General features: G+C 53.9%; 19 protein-coding genes and 1 tRNA gene. 1 reads left to right on the top strand and 19 read right to left on the bottom strand.

What is annotated here, in order from left to right; translation table 11 throughout:
- Positions 1-33: 33 nt before the first annotated feature.
- From AC07UY_RS13790 to nnr, 18 genes are all read right to left on the bottom strand, one after another.
- Positions 34-1,656, bottom strand: a complete 1,623-nt coding sequence (locus AC07UY_RS13790; RefSeq protein ID WP_494701435.1) for an isovaleryl-CoA dehydrogenase — start codon at positions 1,654-1,656, stop codon at positions 34-36.
- Positions 1,657-1,740: 84 nt separating this feature from the next.
- Positions 1,741-2,907, bottom strand: coding sequence for a glutathionylspermidine synthase family protein (locus AC07UY_RS13785; protein WP_494701436.1), 1,167 nt, complete (start codon positions 2,905-2,907; stop codon positions 1,741-1,743).
- A gap of 2 nt (positions 2,908-2,909) precedes the next feature.
- Entirely contained in the window at positions 2,910-3,554 is a 645-nt protein-coding gene (locus tag AC07UY_RS13780; RefSeq protein WP_494701437.1) for a DUF1190 domain-containing protein, read from the bottom strand.
- A gap of 9 nt (positions 3,555-3,563) precedes the next feature.
- Positions 3,564-3,962 (bottom strand): DUF350 domain-containing protein, encoded by a 399-nt coding sequence (locus AC07UY_RS13775; protein WP_192614280.1) that lies wholly within the window; start codon positions 3,960-3,962, stop codon positions 3,564-3,566.
- Positions 3,963-4,321: 359 nt separating this feature from the next.
- Positions 4,322-5,053, bottom strand: coding sequence for a 23S rRNA (guanosine(2251)-2'-O)-methyltransferase RlmB (gene rlmB / locus AC07UY_RS13770; RefSeq protein WP_203359170.1), 732 nt, complete (start codon positions 5,051-5,053; stop codon positions 4,322-4,324).
- An 87-nt stretch (positions 5,054-5,140) separates the two neighbouring features.
- Positions 5,141-7,591 (bottom strand): ribonuclease R, encoded by a 2,451-nt coding sequence (gene rnr / locus AC07UY_RS13765; RefSeq protein ID WP_490468867.1) that lies wholly within the window; start codon positions 7,589-7,591, stop codon positions 5,141-5,143.
- 38 nt (positions 7,592-7,629) lie between these two features.
- Complete coding sequence (gene nsrR / locus AC07UY_RS13760; protein ID WP_192610827.1) at positions 7,630-8,055, bottom strand: nitric oxide-sensing transcriptional repressor NsrR; 426 nt, start codon at positions 8,053-8,055, stop codon at positions 7,630-7,632.
- Positions 8,056-8,282: 227 nt separating this feature from the next.
- Positions 8,283-9,581 carry an adenylosuccinate synthase gene (gene purA, locus AC07UY_RS13755; RefSeq protein WP_162383032.1) on the bottom strand — a complete coding sequence of 433 codons (1,299 nt, stop codon included), beginning with the start codon at positions 9,579-9,581 and terminating at the stop codon, positions 8,283-8,285.
- Between the two features lie 102 nt (positions 9,582-9,683).
- Positions 9,684-9,881 (bottom strand): DUF2065 domain-containing protein, encoded by a 198-nt coding sequence (locus AC07UY_RS13750; RefSeq protein WP_192610825.1) that lies wholly within the window; start codon positions 9,879-9,881, stop codon positions 9,684-9,686.
- A gap of 78 nt (positions 9,882-9,959) precedes the next feature.
- Entirely contained in the window at positions 9,960-10,964 is a 1,005-nt protein-coding gene (gene hflC, locus AC07UY_RS13745) for a protease modulator HflC (RefSeq protein WP_192610824.1), read from the bottom strand.
- A 2-nt stretch (positions 10,965-10,966) separates the two neighbouring features.
- Complete coding sequence (gene hflK / locus AC07UY_RS13740) at positions 10,967-12,229, bottom strand: FtsH protease activity modulator HflK (protein WP_203359173.1); 1,263 nt, start codon at positions 12,227-12,229, stop codon at positions 10,967-10,969.
- 125 nt (positions 12,230-12,354) lie between these two features.
- Entirely contained in the window at positions 12,355-13,635 is a 1,281-nt protein-coding gene (hflX, locus tag AC07UY_RS13735; RefSeq protein WP_203359174.1) for a ribosome rescue GTPase HflX, read from the bottom strand.
- A gap of 73 nt (positions 13,636-13,708) precedes the next feature.
- Complete coding sequence (hfq, locus tag AC07UY_RS13730) at positions 13,709-14,017, bottom strand: RNA chaperone Hfq (RefSeq protein ID WP_162383027.1); 309 nt, start codon at positions 14,015-14,017, stop codon at positions 13,709-13,711.
- A gap of 83 nt (positions 14,018-14,100) precedes the next feature.
- Complete coding sequence (gene miaA, locus AC07UY_RS13725; protein WP_494701438.1) at positions 14,101-15,051, bottom strand: tRNA (adenosine(37)-N6)-dimethylallyltransferase MiaA; 951 nt, start codon at positions 15,049-15,051, stop codon at positions 14,101-14,103.
- On the bottom strand, positions 15,044-16,903 hold the full coding sequence (gene mutL, locus AC07UY_RS13720; RefSeq protein WP_494701439.1) for a DNA mismatch repair endonuclease MutL: 1,860 nt from the start codon (positions 16,901-16,903) through the stop codon (positions 15,044-15,046). Before mutL ends, miaA begins: the two co-directional genes overlap by 8 nt.
- 9 nt (positions 16,904-16,912) lie before the next feature.
- Entirely contained in the window at positions 16,913-18,244 is a 1,332-nt protein-coding gene (amiB, locus tag AC07UY_RS13715) for an N-acetylmuramoyl-L-alanine amidase AmiB (RefSeq protein ID WP_494701440.1), read from the bottom strand.
- A 16-nt stretch (positions 18,245-18,260) separates the two neighbouring features.
- On the bottom strand, positions 18,261-18,722 hold the full coding sequence (gene tsaE, locus AC07UY_RS13710) for a tRNA (adenosine(37)-N6)-threonylcarbamoyltransferase complex ATPase subunit type 1 TsaE (protein ID WP_192610818.1): 462 nt from the start codon (positions 18,720-18,722) through the stop codon (positions 18,261-18,263).
- Positions 18,694-20,241 carry a bifunctional ADP-dependent NAD(P)H-hydrate dehydratase/NAD(P)H-hydrate epimerase gene (gene nnr, locus AC07UY_RS13705; protein ID WP_494661242.1) on the bottom strand — a complete coding sequence of 516 codons (1,548 nt, stop codon included), beginning with the start codon at positions 20,239-20,241 and terminating at the stop codon, positions 18,694-18,696. The genes tsaE and nnr overlap by 29 nt, the downstream gene beginning before the upstream one ends.
- Here nnr and queG point away from each other — a divergent pair.
- On the top strand, positions 20,240-21,379 hold the full coding sequence (gene queG / locus AC07UY_RS13700) for a tRNA epoxyqueuosine(34) reductase QueG (protein WP_494701441.1): 1,140 nt from the start codon (positions 20,240-20,242) through the stop codon (positions 21,377-21,379). The two genes, nnr and queG, sit on opposite strands and share 2 nt — an antisense overlap.
- A gap of 269 nt (positions 21,380-21,648) precedes the next feature.
- Here the strand turns inward: queG and AC07UY_RS13695 are convergent.
- Positions 21,649-21,724 (bottom strand) — tRNA-Gly (locus tag AC07UY_RS13695).
- Between the last annotated feature and the right edge of the window lie 89 nt (positions 21,725-21,813).

Raw genomic sequence — 21,813 nt, 5'->3', positions numbered from 1 at the left:
GTTTGCGCTTAACCCGGCCTGCGAGCCTGGCCTCTAACGTAATCCCCCTGTCGCTCTCAGGAGCAAATCGTTCTGTACCTGAGCGGACAAACGCGCCACGCCGCGCGTGTCCAGCATCATCTGACACCAGGCCTGCGCCACCGGCGGAGATGCATACCGTAACATTTGCGACCCACAACCGAGCAGGAAAAGTTGCTGCGTTACCTCCCGCCCTTGTTCCTCTGAAGGCTTGCGCAATCGCTGCTGGAGTTGACGCACTGCGCGATCGTAATAACGATCCTGGCCTTTGACTTCGGCAAAGGCGTCGGCCAGTAACTCGTAAACGCCGCTTTGTTTGTTCAACACCCGAAGCACGTCAAGGCACATGATGTTGCCAGAACCCTCCCAAATACTGTTCACCGGCATTTCCCGGTACAAACGTGGCAACTCGCTCTCTTCGCAATAACCTATTCCACCGAGCACTTCCATCGCCTCGGCGACAAACGAAATACCGCTTTTGCACACCGCGAACTTCGCGGCAGGCGTGAATAAACGCGCCCAGAGCGCTTCTTTCTCATCGCGGCGACGATCCCACGCTCGTGCCAGTCGAAACAACAGCGCCGTCTGGCCTTCAAGTTGTAACTCCATACGGCTCAGCACCTGACGCATCATTGGCTGTTCAACCAGCGGTTTGCCAAATACCTGCCGTTGATGGGCGTGATAGATAGCGACAGAAAATGCCCGGCGCATCATCCCATGGCTGCCCAGCGCGCAATCAAAACGTGTCATCCCGCCCATCTTCAGGATATGCCTGATCCCCTCGCCTTCTTCGCCTAGCAGCCAGCCAATCGCATCCTGAAACTCCACTTCGCAACTGGCATTAGAACGGTTGCCCAACTTCTCTTTCAGCCGTTCAAAACGGATGGCATTTCGCTGCCCATCGGGTAAAAAGCGCGGTACGAAGAAGCAAGAGAGTCCGCCTTTTGCCTGAGCCAAAACAAGATGCGCATCGCTTTGCGGAACGGAAAAGAACCATTTGTGCCCCACCAGCCGGTATGCGCCATCGTCAAGACGTTCCGCGAAAGTGGTATTGCTCAGAACATCAGATCCACCCTGCTTTTCCGTCATTCCCATGCCAATCAGCAGACCACGTTTTTGCGCGCCGGGGAGAAGATGAGAGTCGTAGCGATCGCTACCAAGAGGCGTCAGCCAGTTATGGAAGGGAGCGGGCAACATCTGTCGCAACAGCGGCGTCGCCGCAAAGGTCATCGTGATGGGGCAAAGCGTTCCCGCTTCCACCTGAGCATGCAGCATAAAGCGCGCCGCACGGGCAACAAACGACCCCGCGCGGGCATCGTCTTCCCAGGCCAGATTATGTACGCGGTTCGCGCACAACCCCTGCATCAGAAGGTGCCAGGCAGGATGAAAACGCACATCATCCAGACGCTGTCCCTGTGGGTCGTAGCGCAATAACTCAGGGGGATACATGTTCGCCAGACGTCCCAATTCCAGCGATTCTGCGGTGCCTAACTGTTGGCCAATGCTGGCGAGCAGATCGCTATCCCAGCCAGCGCCGTCCCGGGCGACGGCTTCGCACAGCGCGCCATCCGACAGAAATAAATTGCTGTTATTGAGTGGAACGGGTTGATTAAAAACGGTATGCGTTTGCCAGTGCATGATGTCTCCCTCCTCCAATGGCAGTGACTGTAAGTATGGTCAGTACCGCGCCGCCGACTGCGGAGGGAGATCACAAAAGCGGGATCACCCCGAGATATAATGGGGGACGAAACGCGAAGTATCTTTCGTAATCAAGGTATTATCTTCTCTGATTCCCATGCCTGACGCCTCATCATCAACAATCCAACTGCCGATCAGCGTGTAGCTCTCGCCAAAACGTGGCAACGGCTGAAACGCCTGGTAGATCATCGGTTCATCCGCGTAATCCCCCTCAGCGTGTTCAACAACCTTGTTCTTGCCATCAAAGATAGTGACGTTACCGCCTTCACGGGAGTAGACAGGTTTGCGCACGTAGCTTTCACCAGGCTGAATACACGGCTTTTCACCGTCGAACCAGGCCGGTAACAGGTTGGGATGATTGGGGAAAAAGCGCCACAGTAGCGGCATCAACCCTTTATTACTGAGAACACTCTTCCACAGCGGCTCAATCCACTGTTCACGGCGTTTTCGTAACAAGGGACCGTAATCGTCGCGCATCATCCACTCCAGCGGGTAGAGCTTAAAAGCACGTTTAATCACGTTGTCGTCAAGGTCGGTCAGCACGCCACCGACACCAAGGCCAAGATCCTCAATATAGATAAACCGCGTCTCCTGCCCCGCCTGCTGTGCGCAGTCCTGCAAATACAGCACCGTGGAGCGATCCTCATCGCTTTCCTGACAACAGCAGAAGTAGAACGGCTCCCGACTGTAAAGTTCGCCAAAGCGGGAGATCAGCCTTTCCTGAATCGCGTTGTACTGATCGACATCGCGCGGGATCATGCCGTTGCGCCGGGCATCTTCCAGCCACAGCCACTGGAAATAGGCAGACTCATAAAGCGAGGTGGGCGTATCTGCGTTGTACTCCAGCAGTTTGACCGGTGCGTTGTTACCACACCAGACGAAATCCATCCGCCCGTACAGCGAAGGATCGCGGCTGCGCCAGCTTTCTGCGATAACATCCCAGTACAATGGCGGGATCGCCAGTTGCTGCATAATGTGTTCGTCCTTCACCGCCCGCTCAACCACCTCCAGACACATCTGATGGAGCTCAGCGGTCGGTTTTTCGATCTGCTCTTCAATCTGTCGCAGCGTAAACCGGTATGCCCGGCTCTCATCCCAGTAAATTTCGTTGTCGATAATATGAAAATCGAAACCGTGATCGCAGGCGATCTTGTCCAGATCTCTGCGCACAGGGACAGCATGTCGCAGCATGGTTAACCTCCCCTGGAACCATGTGAGCTAAAGAAGCGGCCAAATCCCCCACGAGATTCCGTCGGGACCCTCGGCGCTATGGCATGGTGGGAGGTATCACGATAGGTGGTGGCATTTCTTTTACCGCTCCAGACATAATTACCCGAGGCAACCCGCCATGCTGGGCGAGAGACATACGAGGAACCGCCGCTGCTGTAAACGTACTGTTCATCGCCTTCATTACGAATCGAACGGCTGAGCAGAAAACCGGAGATCACGGGGATCCAGCTATGATCAACGCTGTCAAAATAGCAGTTTAAATAAAGTGACTGACAGCGTTCCTGGCTCATGTTCGCGGGCACATTCGCGTAAAAGTTGGCCTTTGCGTTATTCCAGCCATCTGCACACACGGTGGCGCTATTCCCGTCATCAATGCAATCGCTCACTGTAGAGTAATAAACGCCGTCGCCATCATCATCCGCACTCCCCTCATCACCACAGCTTTTGAGGCCGAAAAATGCGGCACCGCCCATGATCGCCAGCGTCAGAAATTTGCCCCCATAGCGATTCTGTTGTGGCAGGGAAGCGCTAACCGGATTGCCGCTTTGCAGAGTATCAATACGCCCCGCTGCCGTTTTTTTCTGCCTGGATTTACGTTTTTTCGCCATGATCGTCCATTACCATGTCATGCAGGCGGCGTTGAAAATGCCCCCTGCCAGCGCGGCAGTGCCCATGAACATTCCCGCCGCAGTATTGTGATTAATAATTTTTTCGCTCAGTGTCGGCATATACAAACGCACGCCGCCGTAAACCATCAGTTGGATAACCAGAGCAATTCCACCCCAGGCAAAATAGTCCGGTATGCTGACCGAATTGATTGCCGCACTGGATAATGGAATGACGTAGCCGAGCAACGTCCCGCTAAACGCCAGCGCTGCTGCCGTATTATTGTTTTTAATCAGCTGCCATTCATTGTGAGGCGTAATTTTTGAATAGATAAAAAGGAAAAGTATCACCATGGCTGCACCGATAAAAAAATACGCGCAAAAAGCCACTAATGAATCCAGTATATGCATTATATTCTTCCTGAAATTAATCAATAACACGCTTTAATATCAATAAGATAAAAACAGCAGACAGACAGGTTTCACACCTGATTTTCCACTATCGTTATGGGGCGTTAACTACGCAAGGCGGTTGCCGCAATGACGTATTTTAATAAGTAAAGCATGCTCATTATTTACTTTAACCATATTCTTAGAAGGGAAATTCAGTAGCGCGTCGATTCGCGCCGGTGCTGTCCATGCCATACATTCTTCCATAAATTAACTATTAAATGATGAATCCAGTAAAGCTCAAATTTACGGCTCACATTATCCGTTTCGGATAAAAAAAAACCATCCCTAATTTGGATGGTTTTTCTGCAAAAATAGCCTTAACTGCGTTGGCGTACGGCCTCAAACAGGCAGATCCCCGTCGCAACGGAAACGTTAAGCGACGAAACGCTACCCGCCATTGGGATGCTGATCAACTCATCACAGTGTTCACGGGTCAGGCGACGCATACCTTCGCCTTCCGCGCCCATCACCAGCGCCAGACGGCCGGTCATTTTGCTCTGGTACAGCGTATGGTCAGCTTCACCGGCCGTACCCACGATCCAGATGTTCTCTTCCTGTAACATGCGCATGGTGCGCGCCAGGTTGGTCACACGGATCAGCGGCACGTTCTCGGCAGCGCCACAGGCGACTTTTTTGGCCGTCGCATTCAACAGCGCGGAGCGATCCTTCGGCACAATCACCGCATGGACGCCAGCCGCATCAGCGCTACGCAGACACGCACCCAGGTTGTGCGGGTCGGTCACGCCGTCAAGAATTAACAGAAACGGTTGATCGAGTGAGGCAATCAGATCCGGCAAATCGTTTTCCTGATACTGACGGCCAGGCTTCACACGCGCAATAATTCCCTGATGTACCGCACCCTCACTTTTCTCATCCAGGAACTGGCGGTTCGCCAACTGGATGACAACACCCTGCGCTTCCAGAGCATGGATCAGCGGCAGCAGGCGCTTGTCTTCACGGCCTTTCAAAATAAAGACATCCTGAAAACGCTCAGGAGCACGCTCCAGCAGGGCCTGCACCGCGTGGATGCCGTAAATCATTTCACTCATGAATGTACTCGTTAATGGTTAATGTTGCCGTCATCGGCATGTAACGCCGGGCGGCGATGCACGCGCCCGGCCTACAGTGTCATGTCGTTATTCAGCGACTTTCTTCTTTGCCGCGCGTTTTGCCTTGGTGGCAGAAGCGATTTTAAGCGTTTTTGCCGACGGCTTTTTCGCTTTTTTATCGCCTTTTTTCTCAGCTTTCGGTTTAGCCGGTTTGCCTTTCTTCTCACCACGGAAGGCGCTGTCCGGCTCGAAATTCACCTTTTTGCCAGCCTGACGGCGTTTGCCCGCGGGTTTTCCGTTATCGCCTTTTTTCGTTTTCTCACGCGCCGTTTTCCCGACGTTGCGCGGTGCGCGCTCGCTGGAGATCAGGCTAAAGTCGATTTTACGCTCATCCATATTGACCGCTTCGACCTTAACTTCCACGCGATCGCCCAGACGATACATCTGGCCACTGGATTCGCCGGTCAGACGTTGCCCAACCTGATCGAAACGATAATAGTCGTTATCCAGCGATGATACGTGCACCAGACCATCAATAAACAGTTCATCAAGACGGACGAAGAACCCAAAGCCTGTCACGCTGGCAATCACGCCCTTAAAGACGTTACCGACCTGATCCAGCATAAAGTCGCACTTCAGCCAGTCAGAAACGTCACGCGTGGCTTCATCAGCACGGCGTTCGGTCATGGAACAGTGCTGGCCCAGTTGTAGCATCTCTTCCATCGAGTAGTGGTAGCCACCCGTCTCGGTGCTGTTACCTTTATGACCCTGCTCTTTCGCCAGCAAATACTTGATTGCACGGTGCAATGAGAGGTCCGGATAACGGCGGATAGGCGACGTAAAGTGCGCATATTGTTGCAGTGCCAGACCAAAGTGCCCGCGGTTTTCTGGATCGTAAATCGCCTGCTTCATTGAGCGCAGCAGCATGGTTTGCAGCATTTCTGCGTCGGGTCTGCCTTCGACCGACTCCAGCAGCTCCGCGTAGTCACGCGGTTCTGGTTTGTTACCACCCGGCAGTTCCAGCCCCAGTTCCGCCAGTACCGAGCGGAAAGAGGTGATCGCTTCCGTCGTCGGCTTGTCGTGGATACGGAACAGCGCTGGCTCTTTGGCTTTCTCAACAAAGCGTGCCGCTGAGATATTTGCCAGAATCATGCACTCTTCAATCAGCTTGTGCGCGTCGTTGCGCTGCGTCTGCTCAATGCGTTCGATACGGCGTTCGGCGTTGAAGATAAACTTCGCTTCTTCGCTCTCAAAAGAGATACCGCCGCGTTCTTCACGCGCGTTGTCCAGCACCTTGTAAAGGTTGTGCAGCTCTTCGATGTGTTTCACCAGCGGCGCATACTGCTCACGCAGATCCTGATCGCCCTGCAGCATATGCCAAACCTTGGTATAGGTCAGTCGCGCATGAGAGCTCATCACCGCTTCATAGAATTTATAGCCGGTCAGACGCCCTTTGGTAGACACGGTCATTTCGCAGACCATACACAGGCGATCAACCTGCGGGTTCAGCGAACACAAACCGTTCGAGAGCACTTCCGGCAGCATTGGCACGACCTGCGACGGGAAGTAAACCGACGTCCCGCGATTGCGCGCTTCCTGATCCAGCGGTGTTGGCGGACGCACGTAATAGCTTACGTCAGCAATCGCGACCCACAAACGCCAGCCGCCGCCGCGTTTTTTCTCGCAATAGACTGCATCGTCAAAGTCACGCGCATCTTCACCATCGATAGTCACCAACGGCAAGTCCCGCAGATCGACGCGGCCCGCTTTTGCCTCTTCCGGCACTTCTTCTTTCAGCCCGGCAACCTGTTTTTCAACCGCTGCTGGCCAAATGTAAGGGATTTCATGGGTACGCAGCGCCATATCAACAGCCATGCCGGTGCCCATATTATCACCCAGGACCTCGACAATTTTACCCACGGCTTTGGTGCGACGGGTCGGGCGTTGGGTGAGTTCCACCACCACCACAAAGCCCATACGCGCACCCATCACCTCTTCAGGTGGGATCAGAATGTCAAAGCTCAGGCGGCTGTCGTCCGGCACCACGAATCCCACGCCAGCATCGGTGAAGTAACGACCAACAATCTGGCTGGTTTTCGGAACCAGCACGCGCACGATACGCGCTTCACGACGACCTTTACGGTCGGCACCCAACGGCTGCGCCAGCACCTGATCGCCATGAATGCAGGTTTTCATCTGCTCGCTGGAAAGGTACAAATCATCTTTACGACCTTCGACGCGTAAAAAACCGTAGCCATCACGATGGCCAATAACGGTGCCTTTCAGTAAGTCGAGACGTTCCGGCAGCGCATAACACTGGCGGCGAGTGAAGACCAGTTGCCCGTCACGCTCCATGGCGCGCAGACGACGGCGCAGGGCTTCCAGCTGCTCTTCGCCTTCAATATTCAGTTCAACGGCCAGTTCATCACGGTTGGCCGGTTTTTCGCGTTTCGTTAAATGTTCGAGGATATATTCCCGGCTCGGGATAGGGTTCGCGTATTTTTCAGCTTCGCGTTCCTGGAAAGGATCATGTGACATCTCGGTTCCTCCGTAGTCAGCTCCAGTGGAGTTTTACGTCACTCCACCAGCAATAATTTATAAAGTGGCTGATTCTCTTCAACCAAATCGGCAAGCGTATAGTTGTCCAGTTCCGTGAGAAAACTGTGCACTGCCTTAGAAAGTGCCTGCTTGAGTCGACAGGCTGGGGTTATGTGGCAAAATTCGCTGCTGCAGTTCACCAGCGACAGGGGCTCCAGCTCGCGCACCACATCACCAATACGAATTTTATCAGCGGGTTTGCCCAGGCGTATACCGCCATTTTTTCCTCGAATAGCAGTAACATAGCCCGCCCGGCTAAGTTGATTAATTATTTTGACCATATGATTACGGGACACGCCGTAGACTTCTGTCACCTCAGAAATACTGGTCATACGTCCATCCGGTAGCGACGCCATATAGATTAGCGCGCGTAATCCGTAATCGGTGAAACTCGTTAACTGCACATCAACCTCAGGAAAAGGGGAAAACGGGATATACCTGGTAGTATTAATTATATTGATGATAAACCAGCCAACAGCCAGGTCGCTAATTTATTTCAGTGCGGGAAGGAAAAAAACGAGGATCTTGCGAATGATTAAGCCGGATGGCAGCGCTTTGCGCCTTATCCGGCCTGGAATAACGGACAAACCGTAGGCCCGGTCAGCGCAGCGCTACCGGGCATTACCATAGATTACGCGTCGAACGGGTCGCGCAGAATCATGGTTTCAGTACGATCCGGGCCGGTAGAAATAATATCAATCGGCACACCGGTCAGTTCTTCGATACGCTTGATGTAGTTCAGCGCTGCCTGCGGCAGACCGCTGCGCTCCTTCACGCCAAACGTGGTTTCAGACCAGCCAGGCATGGTTTCGTAGATCGGCTCAATGCCTTTCCAGTCGTCAGCTGCCAGCGGAGTGGTCGTTACTTCACGGCCATCCGGCATACGGTAAGCCACACAGATTTTCACCTCTTTCAAACCGTCCAGTACGTCCAGTTTGGTCAGGCAGAAGCCAGACAGGGAGTTGATCTGTACAGCGCGACGCACCGCAACGGAATCCAGCCAGCCAGTACGACGACGACGACCGGTGGTAGCACCGTATTCGTTACCCTGCTTGCACAGGAACTCGCCCGTTTCATCAAACAGTTCTGTCGGGAACGGACCCGCGCCCACACGTGTGGAGTAAGCTTTGATGATACCCAGAACGTAATCCACAAAACGCGGACCCAGGCCGGAACCGGTCGCGACGCCACCAGCGGTGGTGTTAGAGGAGGTTACGTACGGATAAGTACCGTGGTCGATATCCAGCAGAGTACCCTGCGCACCTTCGAACATGACGAAATCGCCACGTTTGCGCGCCTGGTCCAGCAGGTCGGAAACATCAACAACCATCGAGGTCAGGATGTCGGCAATCGCCATGACATCATCCAGCACTTTCTGGTAGTCAACAGCTTCAACTTTGTAGAAATTCACCAACTGGAAGTTGTGATATTCCATCACTTCTTTCAGTTTTTCAGCGAAGGTGGCTTTGTCGAACAGGTCGCCAACGCGCAGACCGCGACGAGCAACTTTATCTTCATACGCCGGCCCAATACCGCGACCTGTAGTACCAATCGCTTTCTCACCACGAGCTTTCTCACGCGCGTTATCCAGCGCAACGTGATAATCCAGGATCAGCGGACAGGCTTCAGACAGCAGCAGGCGCTCACGAACAGGAATGCCACGGTCTTCCAGTCCTTTCATCTCTTTCATCAACGCGCTTGGAGACAGCACAACACCGTTACCGATGATGCTGGTAACATTTTCGCGAAGAATACCTGATGGAATAAGATGGAGGACGGTTTTTTCACCGTTGATTACGAGAGTATGGCCTGCGTTGTGACCACCCTGGTAGCGCACAACATATTTAGCCCGTTCAGTCAGAAGATCGACGATCTTTCCTTTACCTTCGTCACCCCATTGGGTGCCCAGTACGACGACGTTGTTACCCATTTTTCAAAATCACCGTTTGCTTAAAAATGGATTCTACCATCGCTTTTTCAGATATACAGCACTTTTTGCGGGCTAAAAACGGGTAATCAGCCCACTTTTTGATCAGCCAATCGTTTTCCTCAACATGTAGTAGACAACAATGCCCGCAACCACAAGACCTCCACCAAAACGGCGTAAAATATTTTCAGGCAATTGCGTCATGGCAGAGATCATTTTCTTCCAGGCCCTGGGATAAAGCATCGGACCCAGGCCTTCAAACACCAAAACCAGGGCGAGCGCCAGCCAAATTGTTGAGTTCATCCGTTATCCTTAAAAAAAGAAAACCACCGCATCCCTGGAGATGCCGGTGGTTTTGCTCATCTACAACCTGACGTTATTTTAACGTGCCGTGGTGCTCGGTGTCTTCATGTAGCGGAAGAAATCGCTGTCCGGACTCATCACCATGACGTCCTGATTTCCTTCAAAGCTCGTCTCGTAAGCACGCAGGCTACGGATGAACGCGTAGAAATCGGGATCCTGGCTAAAGGCATCCGCAAACAGTTTCGCCGCTTCGGCATCGCCTTCACCGCGCATAATGCGGCCCTGGCGCTCGGCTTCCGCCAGCGTTTTCGTTACTTCATAATCCGCTGTTGCACGCAGTTTTTCCGCTTCTTCCTGGCCCTGTGAACGATGACGACGCGCTACCGCTTCACGCTCGGCGCGCATACGGTTGTAAATCGCCTCAGACACTTCAGCAGGCAGGTTGATCTGCTTGATACGCACATCGACCACTTCGATACCCAACGCCGCCATACTGTTCGGGTTGATGACTGGCACTTTACCGTTAGTTTCAGCGGTTACGCGCTCAGCGGCCTCGGCAATCGCGTTATCCGCGGCTGGCGTCGCCACTTCGTCATCGGTGCCTGCAGTACCGGAGTTCAGCGCATCACGCACTTCCAGGGTCAGACGACCACGAGAATCGGTGACGATATCTTTCACGTCCAGACGACCAATCTCAGAACGCAGACGGTCAGAGAATTTACGTTTCAGCAGCACTTCGGCCTGAGAAACGTCACCACCACCCGTTGCCAGGAAGTAACGGCTGAAATCACTGATACGCCACTTGATGTAAGAGTCGACGATCAGGTCTTTCTTCTCTTTGGTGACAAAACGGTCGGCCTGGTTGTCCATGGTCTGGATACGCGCGTCGAGCATTTTCACCGACTGAATGAACGGAACCTTGAAGTGCAGGCCCGGCTCATAAATCAGCGGTTTCTTGTCGCTGTCGCGCACAACGCTGCTGAACTGGAATTTGATCCCGCGCTCGCCTTCTTTGACAACAAAGAGAGACGTGTACAGCACTACCAGCACGATGATGATAATCGCAATAACTGACTTACGCATCGTTATTCCCCCTGACGCTGGTAGTCGTTACGCTGCGCGTTAGCGCGGCGTTGGTCCATAATATCGCCCTGGCTGGGGGACGAGGTGTTGCTTGCTCCGCTGTTGCTGGAGGAAGACGCCGGCGGCAGACGCAGCAGGTTGTTCGCCCCGCTGTTATCGCTCTTTGCCCCGGAGGTGTTCCCACCTTTCAGCATCTGATCCAATGGCAGAACCATCAGATTACCGCCTTTGTCATTGACCAGAACTTTTCGGGTATGGCTCAACACTTTTTCCATCGTTTCGATATACAGACGCTCGCGAGTAATTTGCGGTGCGGCTTTATATTCCGGCAGAAGCTTGGCAAAGCGAGCCACTTCACCCTGCGCTTCCAGGATGGTTTGGGTCTTGTAAGCACGCGCTTCTTCAAGAATACGCTGCGCCTGACCGTTTGCACGCGGCTGAACTTCGTTGATGTACGCTTCTGCTTCACGGATGTATTGCTGCTCGTTTTCACGTGCGGCGATAGCATCGTCAAACGCGGCTTTCACCTCTTCCGGCGGACGTGCAGCCTGGAAGTTGACGTCCAGCAGAGTGATACCCATGTTGTAAGGACGAATCGTCTCTTCCAGTTCACGTTGGGTATCGCTACGAATCACGGTACGGCCTTCGGTCAGAATGCGGTCCATGGTGTACTTACCGATAACCCCACGCAGGGCGCTGTCGGTTGCCTGACGCAAACTGTCATCGGCGCTGGTCACGCTAAACAGGTAACGCTGCGGATCGGTCACGCGGTACTGCACGTTCATCTCAACGCGTACGACGTTTTCGTCAGACGTCAGCATCACGCCGGACGCAGCAAGTTCACGCACCGCTTCAACGTTCACCGGGGTGACGACATCGACAAATGTCGGTTTCCAGTTCAGACCCGGCTCAACCAAATGACTGAATTTACCGAAGCGTGTCACCACGCCGCGTTCCGCTTCTTTAATGGTATAGAAACCGCTGGCCGCCCAAATAATGACGATAGCTGCCGCTGCGATGGATACGACACGACCACCCAACTGCGGGCGTGGGCCTTGCGATGAGCTGCCGCCGCCAGAGCCAGTACCTTTACCGCCACCCAGACCACCGAGTTTTTTACTCAGTTTGCGGAAGATATCATCCAGATCAGGAGGCCCCTGATCGCGGCCACCTTTGTTTCCATTTCCCTCAGGGTTGCCGCCAGGTTTGCTGCTCCCCCACGGGTCGCGGTCTTGTCCGTTATTACCGGGCTGATTCCACGCCATGTTTGTGCTCCATATTTGTTATGCGGTGAGATACCCCGTTTTTTGCACTACAGGGGCGTTGCCGCCGTCCTGCACCCCAAAATCCGATAAGTATTGGGCAAAAATCCTCAGGACTTTCTTCCTGGTCAGACTACGTAATCCACCAGGGTCGGTTCTTGTTTACAGAGGCGACGCCAGTCAACGATCGGCATGCGAACTTGCAAACCTACGCTGCCGTCCTCCTCCATCCACTCTTTTTCTATTGCCTGAAGTTGATAAAACCGGCTTCTCAGACGACCTTCCTGCGGCGGCAAACGCAACGTGTGCTGCGCCACCTCACCGGAAAGCCGTTCAGTCAAAGCCTGAAAAAGCTGTGGTATGCCAACACCGGTCTGTGCGGATAGCCAGACACGGATTGGTTTATTCTCTTCATCTCTGTCGATACGCGGCGCAAAGTCGTCCAGCATGTCGATCTTGTTCATCACCATCAGGGTCGGGATCTCGTGAGCATCGATCTCTTCGAGCACCGTATCCACTGCCTCGATGTTTTCCTGTACGCGTACGTCAGCAGCATCCACTACGTGTAACAACAGGGTGGCCTGACGTGTCTCCTGCAAAGTAGCCTTAAAGGCTGCCACCAGGTCATGCGGTAAATGACGGATAAAACCAACGGTATCCGCCAGCACAGTTTCACCGACATCCGCAACGTCAATGCGGCGCAGCGTCGGGTCCAGGGTCGCAAACAGTTGATCTGCTGCGAATACCCGGGCCTCGGTTATCTGGTTGAACAGGGTGGATTTTCCGGCGTTGGTATATCCCACCAGAGATACGGTTGGGACATCCGCTTTCTTGCGCGACTGCCGCCCCTGCTCACGTTGCTTCTCAACTTTCTCCAGGCGCGACTGTATCTGCAAAATGCGGTTACGCAGCAAACGACGGTCGGTTTCGAGCTGGGTTTCACCCGGACCACGCAAACCAATCCCGCCTTTTTGCCTTTCAAGGTGGGTCCAGCCACGGACCAGGCGTGTGGCCATATGACGCAACTGCGCCAGCTCAACCTGCAACTTACCCTCATGGGTACGCGCACGTTGGGCAAAAATATCTAAAATAAGACCGGTCCTGTCGATAACAAGACACTGGCACAACTGTTCCAGGTTACGTTCCTGGGCAGGACTTAAAGCATGATCAAAAATCACCACTGCAGCGCCAGTCGCTTTCACGGCTTCCGCAATTTCGATTGCCTTACCTTCGCCAACAAAATACTTCGGGTGCGGTGCTTTACGGCTCCCGGTAATCACCTGCATTGCTTCGACACCGGCGGAAGAGACAAGAGATTCAAACTCTTGTAGGTCTTCCATATCTTTGTCTTGCGAAAAATAGATGTGTACCAGTACCGCCTGCTCACCGGCATCATAACGGTCAAACAAGCGTAAACCCTCATAAATAACCAGCGGGGGCCGCTATTATGGCGCCCCCGACATGGATAAACAGCGACAAACCTTATTCGGTTTCTTCGCTGTCCTGTTGCGCAGAAGAACCCTGCGCGCTGCTACCGTGATGATAGTTACTGCTGGTGCCGCCGGTGGCATTGTTGCTGTGATGAGAAACCGGGCGAGACGGGACAACAGTAGAAATCGCGTGCTTGTAAACCATCTGGCTGACCGTGTTTTTCAACAGGATCACGAACTGATCAAAAGACTCGATTTGACCTTGCAGCTTAATACCATTCACCAAATAAATAGAAACCGGAACACGCTCCCGACGCAATGCGTTCAGGAACGGATCTTGTAAAGATTGCCCCTTAGCCATTCTCTCTTTTCCTTATATGCTTATTTGTACTTTGAACCTTTCGATTCTGAAAATTGCGCACGATACGTCTCAATTGTACACATTCAGTCTGCGATAGCACCAACAACCTGTAATACTTCGTTTCGCGCCTGGTCCGGCTTTTCACTGTCAAGCCAGTGCACACCGTCCCAGCCTCGTAACCAGGTCATCTGACGCTTCGCCAACTGCCTCGTGGCGCAAACACCTCTATAAACCATTTCATCGTATGAAATTTCGCCTTCAATGTATGACCACATCTGGCGGTATCCCACGCAACGAATGGAAGGCAAATCCGTATGCAAATCTCCACGGGCAAAAAGCGCCCGCACTTCTGCTTCAAAACCTGAAGCCAACATCTGATGAAAACGCTGCTCAATTCGCTGATGGAGCAGTTCACGGCTCGCCGGGGCGATGGCGAACTGATGCACCTGGTACGGTAGAGCGTCTCCTGACGTTTGCGTCAGTTCCGTTAAAGTTTTACCCGAAATGAAAAAAACTTCCAGTGCCCGGGAAAGTCTTTGCGGATCATTTGGATGAATTCGCGCGGCCGCAACAGGATCGATCTCCTGAAGTTGTCGGTGCAACGCGTCCCATCCCTGCTCTGCCGCCTGCTGCTCAATTCTGGCTCTGACCTCAGGATCCGCCGACGGTAATGGCGACAATCCCTCAAGCAACGCCTTGAAATACAACATTGTACCGCCCACCAACAGCGGAATACGTCCCGCCGCAGTGATGTCAGCCATCTCCACCAGGGCATCACGACGAAAATCCGCCGCGGAATACGCCTGCAAAGGATCGCGAATATCCAGCAGTCGGTGCGGAGCGGCCTTTAACTCTTCAGCGTCAGGCTTGGCCGTACCGATATCCATCCCTTGATAAATAAGGGCGGAATCAACGCTTATCAACTCTACTGGCAAAACTTTACGCAATTCAATTGCTAATGCAGTCTTGCCGGAGGCCGTCGGCCCCATCAAAAAAATCGCCTTTGGCAGGCTCGCCTTACTAATATCACTCATGTTTCAGGGCGTTCATCGCCGAATGTAAATCAACAGGTTGTAACAGACCACCCGGCGGCGCCTTCACAAGTTGCGGACATAACCGCTCGACATCAGCCAACAGGGTAATGGCCTGCGCCATAGTCCACTGCGGATGTTCACTCATCAGATTACGCGCAATCCACTGGGCAATATTGTCTGCCTCGAAGCCAGATTGCTGCGCCAGGTAGCCTATCAGTTCAGGAATCAAGATTTGTAAATTTTGTTGGCGTAAGGGTAAAGGCACAGCTCGAATGGTCACATGCTGCGCATCCAGCTGAAATTCAATCCCTAACTCCGCCAAACAGGGGAGCGCGTTTTGCAGCGCCGTCTTTTCGTCAACCGCCACTTTTAAGCGTAGCGGAATCAGCAACGGCTGGGCGCAGACCGGCGCTTTTCCGGGCGTCAGTTGCGCCTGCCGCAGCCAGCGTTCAGCCACCGGCAGCGACAGTAACTGGATGCGACCATTGCCTTCGAGTAACGCACAATCGGCACCAATAATGGTGAGTACGCGACCAAAACTCTGGCTGTGTCCGGCAAGCGCAGGCTCGACAGCATCAGGACGTTGTTTCTTTTGCGCCGGAGCAGGCGTCTGTAGCAATTGACGATAAACCTCCCCCTCCTGCTTTTGATAGCCCGGTTGAGCCTGCGGCCACTGTGCAGTTGCCTGACGACCAGTGTGACTCACCGGAGAAGGAGAAGAATAACGCGGTGTCGCAGGTTCACGCGCGACCGCAGGTTCAGCAAAGTGATTGCGTCCGGCCGCCACACGGTTTTCCGGGATAGATCTTGGCGCCGGCTCATCGTCTTCTGCCAACGGCAACGGTGTCTCAAGCTGCTGTTGCAGCACACTGAGAACCCCCTGATAGATAAAATCATGCACCAGGCGCGACTGGTGAAAGCGCACCTCGTGTTTGGCAGGATGCACATTGACATCAACCTGATGAGGGTCGATTTCCAGATACAACACAAACGCAGGCTGCTGATCGGTACCGAGTTTGTTTTCACAGGCCTGGCGAATAGCATGATTGATCAACCGATCGCGCATCATACGTCCGTTCACATAGCAGTACTGAATTTCCGCCAGCGCCGCCGTCGTATGATGAGGGTCAGCCACCCAACCGTGCAGCAGCAAATCGCCATGTTGCCACTCAATCGCCAGCGCCTGCTCCAGAAATGGAGTGCCGCAGATTGCGCCCAGCCGACGCTCTTTCTGCCCATCCTGCGCCACCGCGCGATACTGACGCACCATTTTGCCGTTGTGCGACAAATTGATCGTGACGTCAAAACGCGCCAGCGCAATGCGCCGGATAATCTCATCAATATGGTTAAATTCGGTTTTCTCGGTGCGCATGAACTTGCGCCGCGCCGGGGTATTGTAGAACAGATCCAGCACTTCCAGCGTCGTGCCCACCGGATGCGCGGCGGGTTTAACCGTCACGTCCATGTCACGCCCTTCAGCATACGCCTGCCAGGCTTCGGGCTGTTCTGAGGTGCGTGAGGTAAGCGTTAACCGCGACACCGAGCTGATACTCGCCAGCGCTTCGCCGCGAAACCCGAGGCTGATAATCGCCTCAAGATCGTCAAGCGTGGCGATTTTACTGGTCGCGTGACGCGCTAACGCCAGCGCCAGTTCGTCCTTTTTAATGCCACTGCCGTTATCGCGAATGCGGATAAGCTTTGCGCCGCCGCGTTCAATATCGATATCAATTCGCGTCGCGCCAGCATCAAGGCTGTTTTCTACCAGCTCTTTAACCACCGACGCAGGTCGTTCCACCACTTCACCTGCGGCAATTTGGTTCGCCAGTTGCGGCGGAAGAACCTGAATCGGCATGGCTATTCCTTAGTTTGTTAGCGTCTCGCCCGGCGCAGTCGCGCTGGCCGTTTGCGCAGGCGTCCCCTGCGGTCCGGATTGCACCGGATGCGCCAGGAAGTAGTTGCGCAGTCCCTTATAGATGGCATCAGCCAGCTGCTGCTGATAATCATCGCTTGCCAGCAAACGCTCTTCGCTGTGATTGCTGATAAAGCCCGTCTCAACCAGCACCGATGGGATGTCTGGCGAGCGCAATACACCGAGGCTGGCGTGTTCAGGACGACGCTTATGCATCGAACCAATACGCTGTAACTGACTGATCATGTTGGTCGCCACATCATACCCTACGCGTTGTGAATGACCGAATTGCAAATCCAGCACCGCCTGACTCAGGTATGGGTCAGACTGGCTGTTTGCCAGTACATCGCCCGCACCGCCTAACAGTTCGGATTGCTTCTCATGCTGCTCCAGCCAGCCGGCCATTTCTGTGTTGGCGCGTCGGTTTGACAATACCCACACCGACGCCCCTGTCGCATCACGATTCGGCGCGGCATCCGCATGGATCGATACCAGGAAATTGGCATTTTGCTTACGCGCGACGTCCGACCGCCCCATCACCGAGATGAAGTAGTCTCCGTCACGCGTTAAGACGCCTTTGAACATCGGATCATCGTTGAGCAGCGTACGCAGTTTACGGGCGACGGCGATAGTGACATTCTTCTCACGAATACCACCAGGTCCAATAGCCCCTGGGTCCTGACCACCATGACCGGCATCAATGGCAATAACGACTTTGTCGCTATTACTCACCGGAGTCCGTGCCGCAGGGCGCGTCGCCGTGTTGCTGCTAACCACTGCCGTCGTGCGATCGTTACTGGATTTAAACGGGTTACGTGCAGGTTCACTCGGGCGCGGCGCGATCTCCGGCGTCTCAACGCGTTTCACCACCACCGGCGGCGGAGGTGGTGGTGGCGGGGCATCGGCGTTAATCGTAAAGACGACGGTATAATTACCACCGTTTTGCCGCTTCACGGCGTCGGTTTTCCCGTTCTCGGTTAAATCCACGACCAGCCGCAGTGACTGAGCATCCTTCGGCGTTCCCGAGCGGATCGCCTTCACCAGGTTATTTCCGCTAAACAGCAACGGTAATCCCTGAATCACGCCGCTCTGTTTGATGTCCAGCGCAACGGTACGTTTACTGTCCTGCGAAAAGGTATAATCCGGATCGCCAATAAAACTCAGCGTAATCCGTGCCTGTTGTTCACCGTTGGAAACTTGAATATCGGAGAGGCTGGCAGCCCCGACCTGCGCGCACAGCAGGACCAGTGTAGCCACCCACCAATTTCTGATGCGAAAAATCATCCCGCCACCCTTAAGGTTAACCGGCTAAACGCGCCAGCAACAAATTACCTGATGAGGAGACCGCGCTAATGCGCGCCTCACGACCTTGCGCCTGGTAATCTATGTGTATTTCGACATCCGGGTCAGGCAGTACACCTTTACCTTGTTGCGGCCATTCCACCAGGCAGATGGCATCATTGGCAAAATAATCACGGATCCCCATAAATTCCAGCTCCTCAGGGTCCGCAAGGCGATATAAATCAAAGTGATATACCATTAGGTTATCGAGTGAATAAGGTTCCACCAGCGTGTAGGTTGGACTTTTCACGTTGCCTTTATGGCCTAACGCCTGCAGGAACCCACGGCTAAAGGTGGTTTTACCCGCACCTAAATCACCGTACAAATAGATTACAGTCGAACCCGTACAGGCTTTAGCTACCCGCAGTCCCAGGTCTAATGTTGCCTGCTCATCAGGTAGCGGAATTACTCGATTCATCATGGTTTACGTCAATCACATCAGGGTTAACAATACGCTGGAGCGTGGAAAAGAGATCGGACGCCAGCATGCCGCGAGTGCCGAAACGCGCAGCAAGCACATCCGCTGCCGCGCCGTGGGCAACACATCCCGCACACGCTGCATCATACGGGGTAAGCTTCTGTCCGAGCAATGCGCCAATCATCCCGGAGAGCACATCGCCCATACCGCCGCTGGCCATTCCCGCATTACCGGCATCAATAATAGCTGGCACAGCTGACTCTGCGTCGACGACCGTTCCCGCGCCTTTTAGCACCACAACACCACCGTACCGTTTTACCAGACGGCGTGCTGAAAGTAAGCGATCACTTTCTATTTCTGCAACAGAACAGCCCAGCAGCCGGGCAGCTTCCCCCGGATGCGGGGTGATCACGCGATTGTGACGTTTATCGGGATTGATTGCCAGCAGGTTGAGCGCATCCGCATCCCAGAGCATTGGTTTGCGAAAATTCTCAACTTTCTGCAGCGCCTTTTTACCCCAGTCCTGTTGTCCAAGCCCGGGGCCAATCACCACCACATCTGCCCATGACAGGCTTTCCTCAAGAGATTGCAGGGTCAGTTCATGAACCATCAACTCTGGCCGGGCCGTCAGCAGTGGCGCGATGTTTTCACCGCGCGTCAGCACTCTGACTAACCCGGCGCCGCTTCGTAGCGCTGCCTCGCCCGCAAGGCGAATCGCCCCGGCAGTACCATAATCCCCGCCAATAATCGCCAGCCGACCGTGATCGCCTTTGTGCGACGTCGGGCGACGCGGCGTCAACCAGCCCCTGAGTTGCGAAGCATCAAGGCGTTGGATTTGCCTCTCCTGCCTCGCCAGCCAGTTCTCCAGACCCAACGCATCAAAATGCAAATGCCCGGTGAAATCCCGCGCTTTTCCCGTCAGCAAACCGGGTTTCAGCGCAATAAACGTGACCGTATGCGCGGCGTTAATCACCGCGCCGGGCGTCGCACCCGTCTGCGCCAGCAGGCCGGAAGGAATATCCACCGCCACCACGGGAGCGGGATGCGCATTAGCATGTTCAATCAATGTGGCAAGAGACTGGCGCGGGGCCTGCTTAAGGCCAGTACCTGACAGCGCATCAATAATGACGTCAATTCCCCCAGGCCAGACGATATCTGGCGCATGGGTAACGCCTCCCGCATTCAACCAGGACTCGCGAGCCTGCACGGCCTCATCGGGGAGCGGTTTATCGCTTTCTTGCGCCAACAGGGTGACATTCATGCCTGCGGCTTTCGCAAGCCTTGCCAGTACATAGCCATCACCGCCGTTATTGCCGTGCCCACAGAGCACCAGCCAGTGGCGGGACTCGGGGTACGCACTGCGGGTGACCTGAAACGCCGCCTCGCCCGCACGCAACATCAGTTCGTACAGCGTCAATCCAAAAGCGTCTGCCGCTTCGCGCTCCACTCTCTGGATGTCATCGGCGGGCCAAATGGAGTGTGGTATACTTGTGGGGTATTTCTTCATTGTATGGTCCGTCATGTCAGAGCCCCTCGATCTCAATCAGTTAGCGCAAAATATCAAACAGTGGGGGCTGGAACTGGGCTTTCAGCAGGTTGGTATTACCGATACCGACCTCAGCGAAGCCGAACCCAAACTGCAGGCATGGCTGGACAAACAATACCACGGCGAGATGGACTGGATGGCCCGCCACGGCATGATGCGCGCCAGGCCACACGAATTATTGCCCGGTACTCTGCGCGTGATCAGCGTACGCATGAACTATCTGCCCGCTAACGCCGCCTTCGCCAGCACGCTGAAAAATCCCCGGTTGGGCTACGTCAGCCGTTATGCTTTGGGCCGCGATTACCACAAACTCTTACGTAACCGCCTCAAAAAACTGGGCGAGATGATTCAGCAACATTGTGGCTCGCTGAATTTTAGACCGTTTGTCGACTCTGCGCCCATTCTTGAACGTCCGCTGGCTGAAAAAGCCGGTCTCGGCTGGACAGGTAAGCACTCACTTACCCTTAATCGCGAGGCAGGTTCGTTCTTTTTCCTTGGCGAGCTACTGATCGATTTACCCCTGCCCATCGACGCCCCTCAGGAAGAGGGATGTGGAAAATGCGTGGCCTGCCTGACAATTTGTCCGACCGGTGCGATTGTGGAACCTTACACTGTCGATGCCCGCCGCTGTATCTCGTATCTCACCATTGAGCTGGAAGGCGCGATCCCTGAAGAACTTCGCCCGCTGATAGGAAACCGCATCTATGGTTGTGATGACTGTCAGCTTATCTGCCCGTGGAATCGCTATTCGCAGCTAACCACCGAGGATGATTTCAGTCCGCGCAAACCGCTACACGCCCCGGAACTGATTGAACTGTTCAACTGGAGCGAAGCAAGATTCCTGAAAGTTACAGAGGGTTCAGCAATCCGGCGTATTGGTCACTTACGCTGGCTGCGAAATATTGCTGTCGCACTCGGAAATGCGCCGTGGGATGACGTGGTGATTCAGGCGCTGGAAAGTCGCCGAGGTGAGCACCCACTTCTTGATGAGCACATAGAATGGGCGGTCGCCCAGCAAATTGAGAGGCGCAATGCCTGTGTGGTAGAGGTGCAATTACCGAAGAAACAGCGACTGATCAGAGTGGTTGAAAAAGGTCTGCCACGCGACGCCTGAATCATCCACAGCTTGTGTATAAAAATAAAAATGCATTGTGATTCAAGAGGGAAAAAATCGTCAAGTGATCGCACTAACAATTCAAAATGATAATTAATCCAATATTTTCAACAGATTGCAAAGTTACTATTCACCCAGCGAAGTTTTTCGCACTCCAGGAATAATGCCCTAGCCTGTGGATAAGTCTGTTTACAAGAGTGTGTCAGAAGCAAAAGAAATCGTCCCCAACGTGATAACGCGTTGTGGATAATTTTATTGAGATAAGAATTTGGAGCGGGAAACGAGACTCGAACTCGCGACCCCGACCTTGGCAAGGTCGTGCTCTACCAACTGAGCTATTCCCGCTTGGGTGGTGCGTATCTTGCGATACTTTCAAATTTTGGAGCGGGAAACGAGACTCGAACTCGCGACCCCGACCTTGGCAAGGTCGTGCT

It is taken from the genome of Citrobacter sp. GW821-FHT02E08, assembly GCF_059421685.1.
The sequence above is the reverse complement of the archived record's forward strand: the minus strand, read 5'-3'. Positions and strand labels throughout refer to the sequence as shown.

Coding starts and splice junctions, on each gene's coding strand:
- hfq (WP_162383027.1), bottom strand. CDS start 14,017: ATGGCTAAGGGGCAATCTTTACAAGATCCGTTCCTGAACGCATTGCGT.
- hflK (WP_203359173.1), bottom strand. CDS start 12,229: ATGGCGTGGAATCAGCCCGGTAATAACGGACAAGACCGCGACCCGTGG.
- rlmB (WP_203359170.1), bottom strand. CDS start 5,053: ATGAGTGAAATGATTTACGGCATCCACGCGGTGCAGGCCCTGCTGGAG.
- mutL (WP_494701439.1), bottom strand. CDS start 16,903: ATGCCGATTCAGGTTCTTCCGCCGCAACTGGCGAACCAAATTGCCGCA.
- rnr (WP_490468867.1), bottom strand. CDS start 7,591: ATGTCACATGATCCTTTCCAGGAACGCGAAGCTGAAAAATACGCGAAC.
- tsaE (WP_192610818.1), bottom strand. CDS start 18,722: ATGATGAATCGAGTAATTCCGCTACCTGATGAGCAGGCAACATTAGAC.
- amiB (WP_494701440.1), bottom strand. CDS start 18,244: ATGATTTTTCGCATCAGAAATTGGTGGGTGGCTACACTGGTCCTGCTG.
- queG (WP_494701441.1), top strand. CDS start 20,240: ATGTCAGAGCCCCTCGATCTCAATCAGTTAGCGCAAAATATCAAACAG.
- purA (WP_162383032.1), bottom strand. CDS start 9,581: ATGGGTAACAACGTCGTCGTACTGGGCACCCAATGGGGTGACGAAGGT.
- AC07UY_RS13790 (WP_494701435.1), bottom strand. CDS start 1,656: ATGCACTGGCAAACGCATACCGTTTTTAATCAACCCGTTCCACTCAAT.
- nnr (WP_494661242.1), bottom strand. CDS start 20,241: ATGACGGACCATACAATGAAGAAATACCCCACAAGTATACCACACTCC.
- miaA (WP_494701438.1), bottom strand. CDS start 15,051: ATGAGTGATATTAGTAAGGCGAGCCTGCCAAAGGCGATTTTTTTGATG.
- AC07UY_RS13785 (WP_494701436.1), bottom strand. CDS start 2,907: ATGCTGCGACATGCTGTCCCTGTGCGCAGAGATCTGGACAAGATCGCC.
- AC07UY_RS13750 (WP_192610825.1), bottom strand. CDS start 9,881: ATGAACTCAACAATTTGGCTGGCGCTCGCCCTGGTTTTGGTGTTTGAA.
- AC07UY_RS13780 (WP_494701437.1), bottom strand. CDS start 3,554: ATGGCGAAAAAACGTAAATCCAGGCAGAAAAAAACGGCAGCGGGGCGT.
- hflC (WP_192610824.1), bottom strand. CDS start 10,964: ATGCGTAAGTCAGTTATTGCGATTATCATCATCGTGCTGGTAGTGCTG.
- AC07UY_RS13775 (WP_192614280.1), bottom strand. CDS start 3,962: ATGCATATACTGGATTCATTAGTGGCTTTTTGCGCGTATTTTTTTATC.